Here is a 14,584-nt window from a genome sequence, read left to right as displayed (position 1 = left end):
TGTCCTGTTCGATCGTCAGCGGCGCGGGGTGACCGTGGCGAGCAGTTCCGGCATCCGGCGGTCCAGCACGTCGCCGGCCAGGTACGCGCCGAGCAGCGCCGCCCCCAGGCCGTACGCGGCCCCGAGCGGCAGGGCCAGCCAGAGCCAGACGTCGCCGAGCAGCCCGGCGGCCACCACCATCGGCACCGCCGCCACCGCGGTGGCGAGCATCGCCAGCAGGGTGAGGAAGCTCTTCGCGATCCCGGCACCGGTGTTCAGCGCGAACGGGTTGCTCGTCTCCGGCAGCGAGTACGCCCCGAGCACCGAGACGAAGCAGTTCACCGCCAGCCCCGCGCCGTACGTGGCGAACAGGGTGCCCGCCATCAGCCCGATCCAGCCGGGCTCGCCGATGACCACCGCGACGACCACGGAGATCACCGCCAGCATCGGCAGGACATAGAGCGAGAACGCGGCCATCCGGGCGCGCAGCTCCTGCTGGCCGGAGACGCCCGCGACCACGTTCGCCGCGTACGCGCTGCCGTCGAAGCCGAACTGGTTGGCCAGGGTGACGGCGGCGAGCAGCCCGACGAAGAGCATCGACAGGCTGGACAGCACCGGGGACGGGTCGGAGCTGGCCGTGAACCCCTCCGCGCCGTCGATCGTGAAGCCCGAGCCGCCCAGGTTGACCATGACCGGCACGAAGAGACCGACGACCGCGACGGTGATCAGGTTGGCCCGGCGTCGGGCGTCCCGCCACCAGTAGCGGGCCTCCCGGGCGACGAGAGCGCCGAACCGGTCCCGCCGGGCCCAGCCGACGGCCCTCGGGAAGAGCTGGGCGACCGCTCCACCGGTCGCGCCGCGCTGGGGGCGGGCCGGCCCGGCACTGGCCGTGCCCACCATCGCGGACTCGAGCGAGCGGGACCACCAGGCCAGCAGCGCGACGATCGTCGCCGCCGTGATCAGCAGCTTCACCGGCGCGGCCCAGGGGCGGCCCTCGGCCACGTCGATGCCGGCCGTCCAGGGAGCGCCGAACGGGGTCCAGGCGACCACCTCTGCCACCCCCTGGAGGCGGTCCCAGTCGGCGTCGGAGAGGGCGGCGATGCCCAGGAGCTGCAACGGCCCGAGCAGCGCGGCGAGTACGGCGAGCAGCACGGCGGCGAGGTCGCGGACCCGGCGGGACCGCAGCGCGGTGGCGAAGGCGCTGGTCACCGCGCGAGCCGCGGCGACGCAGAGCAGCAGCCCGCCGACCACCCCGACGAGGGCGACCGCGGCGGCCGACCAGCCGCCCAGCGCTCCGGCGGTGACCACCAGCCCGCACAGGGCCAGCAGCACCGAGATCGTGGGGACGCTGACGAAGGCGGCGGCGAAGAGCCCGGTGACGAGCGTGCGGCGGGGCAGCGGCAGCAGCGCGAACCTCGCCGGGTCCAGCGTCTCGTCCACCCCGAAGAAGACCAGCGGCAACAGCAGCCAGCCGAGCACCGTCAGGCCACCGCCGAAGGCGGCCACCATCAGCGCCCAGCGGCTCTCGTCGGCCAGGCCGGGCGCGGCGAAGAGGAAGAAGCCGGTGCCGGCGAACCAGAGCCCGGCCACCGCGCCGCCCACGAAGAGGGCGACCCGCCAGCCCTGACCCCGGAAGTTGTTGCCCATCACCCGCAGCTTGAGCCGGACGAAGTGCCGGGCGGAGACCTTCCGGACGGGCTGGGCGGAGACGGTCGGTTCGGTCACCGCGACAGCCACGCCAACTCCTCGCCGGTCGCCGTACGGCCGCCGACCACCTCGACGAAGACCTGCTCCAGCGAGCGGCCGCCGCGCACCTCGTCGATGGGACCGACCCGCTTGATGGTGCCCGCCGCCAGGATCGCCACGTGCGAGCAGAGCCGCTCGACGACCTCCATCACGTGGCTGGAGAAGACGACGGTGCCGCCCCCGGTCACGTAGCGGTGCAGGATGTCCCGGATCAGCGCGGCCGACACCGGGTCGACCGCCTCGAAGGGCTCGTCCAGCACCAGCAGCCGGGGCCCGTGCAGCAACGCACAGGCCAGCCCGATCTTCTTCTTCATGCCCGCCGAGTAGTCGACCACCAGGGTCCGGCCGGCGTCGCCGAGCGCGAGCACGTCCAGCAGCTCCGCCGCCCGCTGGTCGACCACCGCCGGGTCCATCCCCCGCAGCAGGCCGTGGTACGCGAGCAGCTCCGCGCCGCTGAGCCGGTCGAAGAGCCGTACGCCGTCGGGCATCACGCCGAGCAGCTGCTTCGCCTGCACCGGGTCGGCCCAGACGTCGTGACCGAGCACCCGGGCGTCGCCGGCGTCCGGTCGGAGCAGCCCGACCGCCATCGACAGGGTGGTGGTCTTCCCCGCGCCGTTCGGGCCGAGCAGTCCGTAGAAGGAGCCGGCCGGCACGTCGAGGTCGACACCGGCGACGGCGACCTTGCCGTCGAAGTGTTTCGCCAGGCCACGCAGGGAGAGCGCCGGGTGCTCAGCAGTCATGTGTCGACCGTATCCGGCCGCGACCAGCGGCTGCTCCGGCCGCAGGATGATCCCCGGTCATCCCCGAGTCGTACCCGTCGGCGCCGCTGGAACGTCCGGCCCGCCTGTCAGGAAGGGCCCCTCCCGCTACCGCAGGCGTTGACAGGGGCCCTTCCTTACAGCCGTAGCGCCTCCGGGGCGTGCAGGCGGAGCATGGTGGCGCCGATGTCAGCCGGCGCCCGGCGGCGGGTCGCCATCGAGACCGCCACCATCACGGTGAAGGCGAGCGGCACCGTCCAGGCGGCCGGCTGGGCGGTGAGCGTGGCCGGCCAGCCGGACAGCGGCGGGCCGAGCACCGTGACCAGCACCGCCCCGACCGCCGCGCCGCCGCCGACCAGGATCCCGGCGGCGGCGCCGAGGTCGGTCAGCCCGCGCCACCAGATGCCGAGCACCAGCAGGGGGCAGAAGCTGGACGCGGCGACCGCGAAGGCCAGCCCGACGACCTGGGACACGTCCAGCCCGGCGAGGTTGAGCGCGAGCACCGTCGGCACGGCCCCGGCGATCACCGTGGCGAGCCGGAAGCCGCGTACCGAGCCGCGCCCCAGCACGTCCGTGGAGATCACCCCGGCGACGCTGGTGAGCAGCCCCGACGAGGTGGAGAGGAAGGCCGCGAACGCGCCGGCCGCGACCAGCGCGGCGAGCAGCCGGCCGGCGGTGCCGTCGCCGAGCGCCGCGCCGGGCAGCAGCACCACCACCGCGTCGGTCTGCCCGCTGAGCAGCAGTTGCGGGGTGTAGATCCGGCCGAGCACCCCGTAGATGGTGGGCAGCAGGTAGAACGCCCCGACCAGGGCGAGCACCACCAGCGTGGTGCGGCGGGCGGCGGCGCCGTCGGGGTTGGTGTAGAAGCGGACCAGCACGTGCGGCAGGCCCATCGTGCCGAGGAACGTGGCCAGGATCAGCGAGTACGTGGCGAACAGCCCTCGGTCGTCGTCCCCGGCGGCGCTGGGCAGCAGCCAGTCGGCGGCGTCGGTGGCGACCCCGGACACCTCCGGCACCGGGTCGCCGGCGGCGAAGGAGAGCTCGTCGCCGGGGCGTACCTCCTGGATCCGGCCGTCGGGGTGGGTGAGGGTCGCGCGGTGCTCGACCACGACGGTGGTGGCGGTCCGGAACGTCGGCCCGTCGGGCGGGGTCACCGCCGGGCGGGCGTCGGCCTGCCACTGCAACGCCAGGAAGATCGCCGGTACGGCCAGCGCGGTCAGCTTCAGCCAGTACTGGAAGGCCTGCACGAAGGTGATCGCGCGCATGCCGCCGAGCGCGACGTTCGCGGTGACCACCACGGCCACCAGCAGGGCCCCCAACGGGTACGGCGAGCCGGTCACCGTGGCCAGCGTCAGCCCCGCCCCCTGGAGCTGCGGCACCAGGTAGAGCCAGCCGATGAAGATCACGAAGACGGTGGCGAGGGTGCGCAGCCGACGCGACCCGAGCCGCAGCTCGCAGAAGTCCGGCAGGGTGAACGCACCGGAGCGGCGCAGCGGCGCGGCCACGAAGAGCAGCAGGGCGAGGTAGCCGGCGGCGAAGCCGACGGGATACCAGAGCACGTCGACGCCGTACTTGAGGATCAGCCCGGCGACCCCGAGGAAGCTCGCCGCCGACAGGTACTCCCCGCCGATGGCGGCGGCGTTCCAGGTGGGGCTGATCGCCCGCGAGGCGACCAGGAAGTCGGAGGTGGTCCGCGCCAGCCGCAGCCCGTAGAAGCCGATGCCGACGGTGACCAGGGTGACCGCCACGATCGCCGGTACGACGAAGCCGTTGCCCACCTCAGCGCTCCGGCCGCTGGACCAGGTCGGTGAAGTCCTGCTCGTTGCGCTCGGCCAACCGCACGTACGCCCAGCCGACGGCGATCAGGAACGGGAACGACGCCACCCCGAGCAGCAGCCAGGGCAGGTTGACGCCGAGCACGGTGACCCGGCCGACGGCGGGCGCGACGGCGAAGAGCCACGGCAGCCCGCCGAGCCCGATCGCCACCACCAGGGAGAGCCGCAGGGCCAGCGCGAACTGGGCCCGGACCAGCCCCCGTACGAGCGCGTCGCCGACCCGGGTCTGCTGGGCCAGCTCGGCGCGGGTGCGTTCCGCCCGGTCCTCGCGGCGGGACACCTCGGCCAGCACGATCCGGGTCCGGGGCTGGGGTGGCGTGGGCCGCCCCGGCACCCCGGGCCGGCCCGCGTGCCCGGGCGTCCGGCTCGCGTGCTCGGGCGTCCCAGACCCGCCCTGCCGGGGCGCGGGGACGGGATCGTCGGCAGCGGCCACCCCGGCAGTCTCGCCCGATCGCCGCGAATGTCAAGGGCAGTCGTCGGCGTCACGCCCGCCCGGGCCGGCTCGGGCGAAGCCGTCCACACCGGGCTGTGGACAACCTGTGGAGAACGGGTCACGCCTGTGGATAACTCGTGGCGGGCGCGGCGGGGCAGCCGGTGGTCGGTCACCCCACCGCGCGGCACTCACTTCGTGTCGACGTGCTCCAGGCCGACGCGCTCCGGGCGGGCGGAGGCGGAGCCGAGCCAGGTGTGCGGGTTGCCGTACCAGCACCAGCCGAGCTTCGGCGCGCCCTGGCTGATCCAGAGCGCCGGCACCCGCTTGTCGCCGCAGCGGGAGCCGACCAGCGAGAAGCACTTGTTCTTCGCCAGCGCCTCCGGGTACAGGGTGACGAAGGCGAGCCCCTCGTCGATGGTGAGCGGCAGCCGGTCCTGGCCGGTGATCACCTCCATGGCGACGGCGGGCGCGAGATTCAGCGTCTCCTCGCCCCGGTCGACGTCGAAGAGCAGGTACGCCGGCCCGGCCGGCACCTCCAGCTCCTTGATCGGGTCGAACTTCGGCAGGTCGCCCTCGGCGTAGTGCCGGTCGACGATCCCCGGCTTCCGCTTGCCGGCGAGGGTGGTCAGCGCGACGCGCTCCTCCACCGGCACCAGGTCGCGGGTGACCACCAGAAGGAAGGGCACCCGCCCCTCGGTCGGGGCGGGCAGGTCGGCCGCCCCGGCGACGGCCGCCGCGCGCAGCGGCGCGACCAGGTCACGGAAGGCGTCCTCGGTCAGCTCGGCCAGGGCCGGATAGCCCAGCTCCACCAGCCGGTCGAGCTGGCGGTCGAATTCGGTCGCGGCGTCGAACAAGGCGGCCTCCAATTGTCGTACGGAGTACCGTACAGCGTACGCCGAAGCGCGCCTATTCCCGACCCGCGATGAAGATCGGGGTCAGCGGTTCCAGTCCTGCTTCGCCGCGCGGACCAGCTTGTCCTTCAGCTCGCGGGTGTGCCGGCGGCTGACCGGCAGCTCCGCCGAGTCGACCACCACGACGTAGCCGGAGTTGACCAGCCGCAGCTCCGCGATCAGCTTGAGCTGCACCAGGTAGGACCGGTGGATGCGGACGAACCCGGCGTCCGCCCAGCGCTCCGCGAGGGTCGCCAGCGACACCCGGACCAGGTGCGAGCCGTCGGCGGTGTGCAGGCGGGCGTAGTCGCCCTGCGCCTCCACCCAGCGCACCGCCGAGCGGGGCAGCATCCGCGTCGTACCGGCCAGCTCGATGGGGATGGTCGGGTCCTCCTCCGCCCGGGCCAGCGCCGCCGGGTGCGACGGCACCACCCGCGCGCCGATCACCCGGCGCAGCGACTCGGCGAGCCGCTCGGCGCGTACGGGCTTGCGGACGTAGTCGGTGGCGCCCAGGTCGAACGCGTCCACCGCCCCGTCGTCGTACGCGGTGACGAAGACGATCGCCGGTGGCCGGGCGAAGCGGCGCAGCACCCGGGCCAGCTCCATGCCGTCCAGCCCGGGCATCCGGATGTCGAGGAAGACCACGTCCACGTCGCCGTCGCGGAGCACCCGCAGCGCCTCCGTCGCGTCCCCCGCCGTGTGCAGCCGGGCCACCCGGGGGTCGGCCCGCAGGTGGTACGCCAACTCGTCCAGCGCCGGCGGCTCGTCGTCGACCGCCAGCACCCGCAGGAACCCGGCCGCCCCCACCTCCGCGGCCCGCTCGATCACGAGCCGGCCCGTACGCCGGGATGGAACTTCGGCACCCGCATGCTCACCTTCGTGCCCGAGCCGAGGCCCGTCTCGACGACGAGGCCGAAGCCGTCCCCGAAGACCGACCGGAGCCGCTCGTCGACGTTGGAGAGCCCGACGTGCTGGCCCGGGTCGTCCCCCACGCCGGCCAGCGCGGCGTCGCCCGGGTCCCCGGCGGCGCCGGCCAGCTCGGCGATGCCGGCGGTCAGCGTGCTCGGATCCATCCCCACTCCGTCGTCCTCCACGGTGATGTGGCACTCGGTGCCCGCGTCCCGGGCCTCGATGCTCACCATGCCCGTGCCCGGCTTGCGGGACAACCCGTGCCGGACGGCGTTCTCCACCAGCGGTTGCAGGCAGAGGAAGGGCAGCGTCACGGGCAGCACCTCCGGGGCGATCTGGAGGCGCACCTGGAGCCGGTCGCCGAACCGGGCCCGCTCGATGGTCAGGTAGCGGTCGATCGAGCGCAGCTCCTCGGCCAGCGTGGTGAACTCGCCGTGCGCCCGGAACGAGTACCGCGTGAACTCGGCGAACTCCAGGATCAGCTCCCGGGCCCGGTCCGGGTCGGTGCGGACGAACGAGCCGATCGCGGTCAGCGCGTTGTAGATGAAGTGCGGGCTGATCTGCGCGCGCAGGGCGCGTACCTCGGCGCGGGCCAGCCGCTCCCGCGAGGAGTCCAGCTCGGCCAGGGCGAGCTGGTTGCCGGCCCAGTGTGCCGTCTCCAGGGTGGCCTGCACCAGGCCCGGCTCCGGCTGGCCGTCGGCGACCGCGACCAGCACCCCGACCCTGCGCCCGTCCGCGCCGGTCAGCGGGGCGACCACCGCGCCGCGTACCGGGCAGTCGACCCGGTCGCAGTGCAGCTCCGGCTCGCCGAGGACGGTCGAGCGGCCCGTCGCCACCGCCCGCCGGGCCGCCGCGACCAGTTGCGCGTGGTGGTGCCCGCCCCGCCCGTCGAGGGCGAGCAGGCTCTCCCGGTCCGTCAGCGCCAGCCCGGCCGCACCCACCAGCGCCCGCAGATGGCGTACGGCCTTCGCCGCGTTCGCGGCGCTCAGTCCCGCGCGCAGCTGCTCGGCGGCCAACCCGGCGGTGTGCAGCACCTCGTACGTGGCTCGCTGGGTGGCCGTGGCGATGCCCCGCCGCGCGCGCAGCCGGACCACCGCGAACAGGGCCGCACCCAGCGCGGCGAGCAGCGAGACGACGCCGAAGACGCCCGAGAGGTTGCCACCCACGCAGCGATCCTGGCCCCTGCCGGCCCGTACGCCAAGGGTCAGTACGCGCCCTTGCGGGCGAGCACCACCCCGACGGTGCGCCACAGGATGCTCAGGTCGTACGCCAGCGACCAGTTGTCGACGTAGTAGAGGTCGAGCCGGACCGCCTCGTCCCAGGACAGGTCGGAGCGGCCGGAGACCTGCCACAGCCCCGTCATGCCCGGCCGGACCAGCAGGCGGCGGCGCACGTCGCCGAGGAAGTCGCCGTCGTCGGCGGGCAGCGGGCGCGGCCCGACCAGCGACATCTCGCCCTTCAACACGTTGATCAACTGCGGCAGCTCGTCCAGCGAGGAGGCGCGCAGGAAGCGGCCCACCGGGAAGACCCGGGGATCCTCCTTCATCTTGAACAGCATGCCGTCGGTCTCGTTCCGGTCGACCAGGCTGGCCAGCCGGTCCTCCGCGTTCACGTACATGGTGCGGAACTTCCAGACCCGGAAGGTGCGGCCCTCGTGGCCCACCCGGGGCTGGCGGAAGAAGACCGGGCCCGGGTCGGAGATCCGGATCGCGACCGCGATGAACAGGAAGACCGGGGCCAGCAGCAGCAGGCCGAACCCGGCGGCCACCCGGTCCATCAGGTTCTTGGCCAGCAGCGCCGGCCCGGAGAGGGTCGGCTCCTCGACGTGCAGCAGCGGCAGGCCCTCGATCGGCCGGATGTGCACCCGGGGGCCGGCGATGTCGGTCAGCTGCGGGGCGACGACCAGGTCGACGCCCGAGCCCTCCAACTGCCAGGCCAGCCGGCGCAGCTCGCCCGGCTCGGAGCTCGCCGAGCCGCAGACCGCGATCGTGTCGCCGCCGACCTCCCGGACGAGGGCGAGGACGTCGCGGCCCGCGTACACGGGGACCGGGGTCTCGATGCCCTTGGCCGCCGCGTAGCCGTCGGTGATGTGGATGGCGACCGGCATCAGCCCGGCGGCCGGGTTGCGGGTGACCGCCGTGTAGACCTCCAGGCACTCCGGCAGGGTGCCGATCAGCACCATCCGGTGGCCCGCCTGGCTGATGTTGCGCCGGACCACGTGCAGCACGAAGCGGCAGAGCATCCGGTTCAGCAGGATCAGCAGCAGCGCCGCGAGCAGGGCGGTGCCGACCGTGTAGCGGGACAGGTCGGTCTTGGTGGCGAAGGCGAGGAAGGACACCGTCGCGGCGACGGCGACTCCGGCCCGGATCACCCGCTTGTACTCGTCGGGGCCCAGCCCGAGGTAGCGCCGGTCGTAGGCCCGGTTGGCCCAGAGGCTGACGAGCCAGCCGAGCGGCAGGAGCCCGAACGCCACCGTGTGGAACCACGTCGGGTCCTGCTCGGCGTTGTAGAAGCCCGCCCGCGACTGGTCGAACGTCTCGATGGCGATCAGGCTGGCGACCGCGGCGGCTGCGAAGTCGAGCAGCAGCAGGAGCGTGATGTAGGGGCGGTGCCAGCGGGACACGCGACGGCGGGCCCGAGCCCACGCGGACCGGGGTACGCCGTTGTGGGACGGCGGTGCCGGCGGCTGGATCTCGAAGCTGTCGACGTGCCGCACGAGTTTGCTCCGGCCTGTGTTGGTTACCGGGCGCTGGAGGCTTGTCGTCACCTCACCCATGTCCTCCCGCATGACACGAGCCGCTCACTCACCGTGAGGGCCCGGTCGCCCACCGTCCCAGTCTCCCACGCGGGCACCGACCCGTGCGCTGACCCGAGGGACAACGCGCCGGGTGTGGTGCCGCCGGGCGTCTGGCCGGCTCCGCGCCATTTCAGAAGCCGGGGACCGAGCCACTATACCGATGGATGACGGGCCCGGTAGAGCCGCAACTCAGACCTTCGGCGCGGGATGGCCGATTCCGTTCCGTAGTCGGCAGTGTCGTCACTCACCGTACGAGCCGCGACAACCGGCGGTCAGCGAGCGGCTTCCCGCCGGTCTGGCAGGTCGCGCAGTACTGGAGGCTGGAATCGGCGAACGAGACCTCGCGGACGGTGTCCCCGCAGACCGGGCAGGGCTGCCCCGTCCGGGCGTGCACCTTCAGCCCCGAGCGCTTCTCGCCCTTCAGCTCGGCCGCCTTCTGCCCGACCGACCGGCGCACCGCGTCGCCGAGCACCTCCCGCGTCGCCCCGTGCAGGGTCGCCAACTGGTCGTCGGTCAGCCGGCTGGTGATCGCGAACGGGGACAGCTTCGCCGCGTGCAGGATCTCGTCGGAGTACGCGTTGCCGACGCCGGCCAGCACCGTCTGGTCGGTGAGCACCCCCTTGACCTGGCCCTTGCGGCTGCGCATCCGCTCGGTGAAGGTGGCCAGGTCGGCGGCGAACGCGTCGGGGCCGAGCCGGGCCACCCCGGGCACCGCCTGCGGGTCGGTGACCAGGTAGACGGCGAGGCTCTTCTGGGTGCCGGCCTCGGTCAGGTCGAAGCCGGAACCGTCGTCGAGGCGTACCCGCAGCGCGATCGGGCCCTTGCCGGGGCGCAGCGGGGCGGCGGACGGAAACGCCTCCCGGTAGTGCAGCCAGCCCGCCCGGGCCAGGTGGACCACCAGGTGCAGGTCGCCGTCGAGCACCACGTCGAGGAACTTGCCGTGCCGGCGGGCGTCCGTCACGGTCCGCCCGGCGGCGGCGGTCGGCGCCGGGTCGTACGTCTTCAGGGCGCTGATCGCGGCGACCTCCAACCGGTCGACCCGCCGCCCCACCGCGCGCTCACGCAGGTAGTCCGTGAGCGCCTCAACCTCCGGTAGTTCGGGCACCAGCCAACGGTAGCCTTCTTTCCCGTGAGAATCGTGGTGGCGCACAACCGGTACCGGGAGGCTCAGCCCTCCGGTGAGAACACGATCGTCGACGCGGAGATCGCCCAGCTCACCGCAGCCGGGGTGGAGGTGCTGCCGTTCATCCGCAGCTCGGACGAGATCCCGACGATGTCGAAGTCGGCCAAGGCGCTGCTGCCGATCTCGCCGATCTGGGCGCCCCGCGCGCAGGAGGACCTGAGCCGGCTCATCACGGAGCACCGGCCAGACGTGCTGCACCTGCACAACCCGTACCCCCTGATCTCGCCCTGGATCGTGCGGACCGCGCACCGGCACGGCGTGCCGGTGGTGCAGACGGTGCACAACTACCGCCAGGTCTGCTCCTCGGGGCTCTACTTCCGGGACGGGATGATCTGCCAGGACTGCCGGGGCCGGGCCCTGGGGGTGCCGGCGATCGTGCACCGCTGCTACCGGGGCTCGCGGGCGCAGAGCGCCCTGATGGCGACCACGCTGGCTGTGCACCGGGGCACCTGGCGCTCGGTCGACCGCTTCGTCGCGCTCACCTCGGCGGTCGCCGACCACCTGCGCGACTACGGCATCCCCGCCGAGCGGATCGTGGTGAAGCCGAACGGCATCCCCGACCCGGGAACGCCCGCGCCGCTCGGCGACGGCTTCCTCTACATGGCCCGGCTCTCCCCAGAGAAGGGGCTGGACCTGCTGCTGGACGCCTGGCGGCGGCACCCGGACGGGGCGCTCGGCCCGCTGCGCATCGCGGGCGACGGCGAGCTGCGCCCGCTGGCCGAGGCTGCCGCCGCCGAGCGCGCCGACGTGACCTACCTCGGGCCGCTGGACCGCGCCGGGGTGCGCGCCGCGGTCGAGGCCAGCGCGGTGATCATCGCGGCCTCCACCTGGCACGACGTGCTGCCCACCGTGATCATCGAGGCGTTCGCCGCCGGCCGCCCGGTGCTCGGCACCGCGCTCGGCGGCATCCCGTACCTCGTCGGCGCCGACGCGCCCCGGGAGCCGGCCGGCACCGGCCCGGCCGCCGTCGCCACGGCCGTGCCGGGAGAGGGCCGCGTCGCGCTGCCCGCCGGCGTGCAGGCGGGCGAGGCGGGCTGGGTGGTCCCCCCGGAGCCGGCCGCCATGGCCGCCGCCCTGCCGGTGGCCCGGGCGGGGGCCGCGACGCTGGCCCCGGCGGCGCGCGCCCGCTACGAGCGCACGTTCCACCCCGACGTGGTCACCAAGCGCCTCCTTGACGTGTACGCGGGCGTCGCCCGCCGCCACTGACCGACGCCCGCGGGCAGAGCGATCGCCGTGCTGCTGCGGGGTTCGGGGCCTGACCAGAAGCCGCTCCTGCCCTCCGGGAGCCCCGTCCCAATCCTTAGGACCTCCGGAGATCTTGGTAGCTAGCGGCCCCTATAAGGGCCATTGCGTACCAAGATCTCCCGTTGGCCGGAGGACGGCGCGGCCAACGTGCCGGTGATCAGCACGAGGGTGATGGAGCGGCTACGACATCGGCTCGACAGCGTGCCGCGTGCGGACCCTCGGCTGGCCGGAGACGCCTTGGCGGATCGTGACGGCTAGGCGCTAGCGGAGGGAGGCGCGGGCGGAGAAGGCGATGCTGGCCAGCAGGAAACCGCCGTTGACGATCGTGAACGCGACCATCACCCAGAGGACGAGGGCGGGGGCGAAGGCCAGCACCAGGCCGGCGGCGAAGATGACCGCACCGTAGTCGCGGACCAGCTTCACCAGGCGTACGGGCAGCGAGGTCGAGGTGACCATGCTGGCGGCGTTCGGGCCGGCCTGCATCACGGAGGTCACCAGGTTGACCATCCAGGTGCCGGCGAAGACCGCGACCAGCCAGCTCGGCGTCGACGGCTCCTGCGCCACGGCCGTCGCCGACAGGGCGGCGACCAGGGCGATCTGGGCGGCCACGTCGCAGAGCACGTCGACGCGGGCGCCCGCCGCGCTGCCCTGCCCCGTCACCCGGGCGAGCTGACCGTCGGCGCAGTCCAGGCAGTACGCCACCTGCCAGCCGACCAGCGCGAGTAGGCCGACCGCCCAGGCCGGCACGTCGCCGGCGGCGACCCGCCCGGCGAGCGCGACCACGGTGATCGAGGTGGCCAGGCCGAGCACCAGGTTGGCGATGGTCAGCGCGGTCGGGCGCAGCCCGAGGCGCTGGGCGACGAGCGCGAAGACCGCGCCCAGCCACTGGCTGATCGATTCGCTGAACAGGCCGCCGCCCCGGTTCACCCGGTGGAAGTCGGCGACGGTGGGACGGGGCTCAGCCAAGGTGGTCGCGGATTGCACCGGCGTAGTCTGCCAGTCGCTCCCGCGTCTCGGTAGGCGACATCGCCAGGTGTTCGAGGATCGTGTAGCGGTCCGGTCGGGTCCGGGGCGCGAACTGCACGGCATCGACGAACTGCTCGTCGGTCAGGCCCAGGTCGCCAGGCGTGGTGGCGAGGCCGTGCCGGTGCAGGCAGTGGGCGAGCCGGCCGAACCGGTCGGTGTCGCCGCGCAGGAACGTGCAGAAGAGGGCGCCGAGCCCCACCTGCTCGCCGTGGGCGGCGGTGCCGGGGTGCAGCCGGTCGATCGCGTGGGAGATCTCGTGGTCGCCGCCGCTGGCGGGGCGCGTCGACCCGCACACCGAGCTGGCGATGCCGCCCATGATCAGCGCCTCGGCCAGCGTGGTGAGGAAGGCGTCGTCGGTGATCTTGCCGGGATGGTTGAGCAGCGCCTCGGCGCCCGTCCTGGCCAAAGTCACCGCGAGCCCGTCGATGGGCTCGCCGCGTACCTCGTGGGCCAGCTCCCAGTCGGCGCAGGCGTTCAGGTTGCTCACCGCGTCGCCGATGCCGGCCTGGGTCTGCCGGTCCGGGCCGTTCTCCACGAAGTCGAGGTCGACGATGACCGCGATCGGGATGTGCACCCCGTAGGAGCCCTTGCCGCCCTCGTGGTCGAGCGAGGCGGTGGGGGAGGCGATGCCGTCGTTCGCCAGGCTCGTCGCCACCGTCACCATCGGGATCCCGTAGCGGGTGGCGGCGTACTTGGCGGTGTCGATGGTCTTGCCGCCGCCGATGCCCACCACGGCGTCGTAGTGGCGGCGGCGCAGCCGGTCACCGAGGTCGTTCGCCGCGTCGATGGTGCCGCCGGCGACGGTGAAGACGTCGGCCGCGCCGAGCGACGGCCGGCACAGCTCGACGATCCGTTCACCCTGCCCGGGGCCGACCACGACGGCCACGTCCCCGCCGGCCGAGATCCGCCGGTCGGCCAGCAGCGGCCCGAGGTCGGCCACCGCACCCCGCCGGACCTCGATCACCAGCGGGGTGTTGACCGTACGGGCTAGTAGTGGCACGCGATCTCCCGCGCCCGGGCCAGGTCGGCGTGGTTGTCGACCTCGACCCAGGAGACGTCGCCGATCGGCGCCGCCCGCACCTCGCCACCCCGGTCGGCGAACTCCTGGTAGCCGTCCTCGTAGTAGAGGTTCGGGTCACGTCGCCACGTCGCCTCCAGCGCGTCGGCGAGGGCGTCGGCCACCTGCGGCTCGATCAGCGTCGCGCCGATGTACTCCCCGTACGCCTCGCCCGGGTCCATGATCTTGGTAATCCGGGTGAGCTGGCCGGCGGCGTCGAAGGTGGTCTTCATCTCCTCCTCGGCCAGCGGCTTGATGGTGTCGACGGCGAGCAGGATGCCCGGGCCGCGCTCGGCCAGCAGGGTCTTCTCCACGCTCACCGGGTGCACGGTGTCGCCGTTGACCAGCAGCACTCCCCGGGCGAAGTGCTCCCGGGCCAGCCAGAGGGAGTACGCGTTGTTCCACTCCTCGGCCTTGTCGTTGTGCACGAGGGTGAGCGTGACGCCGTACCGCTTCTCCAGGTCGGCCTGGCGGGAGACGACCGCGTCGGCGGCGTAGCCGACCACGATCACGATGTCGGTGAGCCCCACCTCGGCCAGGTTGCGCAGCGCGATGTCCAGGATGGTGGTGTCGCCGTCCACCGGCACCAACGCCTTGGGCAGGGTGTCGGTGTACGGGCGCAGCCGGCGCCCCGCCCCGGCTGCGAGCACCATCCCGATCATTGAGGCGTCCTCCCTCGTACGACTCCCGGTCACCGCTGGAGGATAGCCCCGCGCGGCGGCACCC

13 protein-coding genes are annotated in these 14,584 nt (G+C 73.5%); 1 reads left to right on the top strand and 12 read right to left on the bottom strand.

Features of this window, described 5'->3' with window-relative positions; genetic code table 11:
• Positions 1 to 15: 15 nt before the first annotated feature.
• The 9 genes from OG989_RS06455 to OG989_RS06415 form a co-directional block, all read right to left on the bottom strand.
• The gene (locus tag OG989_RS06455) at positions 16 to 1,716 is read right to left on the bottom strand and encodes an ABC transporter permease (protein WP_327029982.1); all 1,701 of its coding nucleotides are present in this window, start codon (positions 1,714 to 1,716) and stop codon (positions 16 to 18) included.
• Positions 1,701 to 2,465, bottom strand: coding sequence for an ABC transporter ATP-binding protein (locus OG989_RS06450; RefSeq protein WP_151455374.1), 765 nt, complete (start codon positions 2,463 to 2,465; stop codon positions 1,701 to 1,703). The genes OG989_RS06455 and OG989_RS06450 overlap by 16 nt, the downstream gene beginning before the upstream one ends.
• Positions 2,466 to 2,620: 155 nt before the next feature.
• Positions 2,621 to 4,261 (bottom strand): sodium/solute symporter, encoded by a 1,641-nt coding sequence (locus OG989_RS06445; protein WP_327029981.1) that lies wholly within the window; start codon positions 4,259 to 4,261, stop codon positions 2,621 to 2,623.
• A gap of 1 nt (position 4,262) precedes the next feature.
• Positions 4,263 to 4,652 carry a DUF485 domain-containing protein gene (locus OG989_RS06440; RefSeq protein WP_151455584.1) on the bottom strand — a complete coding sequence of 130 codons (390 nt, stop codon included), beginning with the start codon at positions 4,650 to 4,652 and terminating at the stop codon, positions 4,263 to 4,265.
• Between the two features lie 287 nt (positions 4,653 to 4,939).
• Positions 4,940 to 5,605 carry a DUF5701 family protein gene (locus OG989_RS06435; RefSeq protein WP_327029980.1) on the bottom strand — a complete coding sequence of 222 codons (666 nt, stop codon included), beginning with the start codon at positions 5,603 to 5,605 and terminating at the stop codon, positions 4,940 to 4,942.
• A gap of 81 nt (positions 5,606 to 5,686) precedes the next feature.
• Entirely contained in the window at positions 5,687 to 6,448 is a 762-nt protein-coding gene (locus OG989_RS06430) for a LytR/AlgR family response regulator transcription factor (RefSeq protein ID WP_151455582.1), read from the bottom strand.
• Between the two features lie 17 nt (positions 6,449 to 6,465).
• Complete coding sequence (locus OG989_RS06425; RefSeq protein WP_151455576.1) at positions 6,466 to 7,716, bottom strand: sensor histidine kinase; 1,251 nt, start codon at positions 7,714 to 7,716, stop codon at positions 6,466 to 6,468.
• Positions 7,717 to 7,754: 38 nt separating this feature from the next.
• Positions 7,755 to 9,326, bottom strand: a complete 1,572-nt coding sequence (locus OG989_RS06420) for a sugar transferase (protein WP_151455581.1) — start codon at positions 9,324 to 9,326, stop codon at positions 7,755 to 7,757.
• A gap of 265 nt (positions 9,327 to 9,591) precedes the next feature.
• Positions 9,592 to 10,452, bottom strand: coding sequence for an Fpg/Nei family DNA glycosylase (locus OG989_RS06415; RefSeq protein WP_151455575.1), 861 nt, complete (start codon positions 10,450 to 10,452; stop codon positions 9,592 to 9,594).
• Between the two features lie 24 nt (positions 10,453 to 10,476).
• Here OG989_RS06415 and OG989_RS06410 point away from each other — a divergent pair, with 24 nt between their 5' ends.
• The gene (locus tag OG989_RS06410) at positions 10,477 to 11,736 is read left to right on the top strand and encodes a glycosyltransferase (RefSeq protein ID WP_327029979.1); all 1,260 of its coding nucleotides are present in this window, start codon (positions 10,477 to 10,479) and stop codon (positions 11,734 to 11,736) included.
• 300 nt (positions 11,737 to 12,036) lie between these two features.
• Here the strand turns inward: OG989_RS06410 and OG989_RS06405 are convergent, their stop codons facing one another.
• From OG989_RS06405 to OG989_RS06395, 3 genes are read right to left on the bottom strand one after another with little or no spacing between them, the layout of a single operon-like run.
• Positions 12,037 to 12,759: a CDP-alcohol phosphatidyltransferase family protein gene (locus OG989_RS06405; protein WP_327029978.1), complete on the bottom strand. Its 723-nt coding sequence runs from the start codon at positions 12,757 to 12,759 to the stop codon at positions 12,037 to 12,039.
• On the bottom strand, positions 12,734 to 13,801 hold the full coding sequence (locus OG989_RS06400) for an iron-containing alcohol dehydrogenase family protein (protein WP_151455572.1): 1,068 nt from the start codon (positions 13,799 to 13,801) through the stop codon (positions 12,734 to 12,736). Before OG989_RS06400 ends, OG989_RS06405 begins: the two co-directional genes overlap by 26 nt.
• Positions 13,789 to 14,520 carry a phosphocholine cytidylyltransferase family protein gene (locus tag OG989_RS06395; protein ID WP_151455571.1) on the bottom strand — a complete coding sequence of 244 codons (732 nt, stop codon included), beginning with the start codon at positions 14,518 to 14,520 and terminating at the stop codon, positions 13,789 to 13,791. Before OG989_RS06395 ends, OG989_RS06400 begins: the two co-directional genes overlap by 13 nt.
• Between the last annotated feature and the right edge of the window lie 64 nt (positions 14,521 to 14,584).

This window comes from Micromonospora sp. NBC_01740, from assembly GCF_035920365.1.
Classification (GTDB): Bacteria; Actinomycetota; Actinomycetes; order Mycobacteriales; family Micromonosporaceae; genus Micromonospora; species Micromonospora reichwaldensis.
The sequence above is the reverse complement of the archived record's forward strand: the minus strand, read 5'-3'. Positions and strand labels throughout refer to the sequence as shown.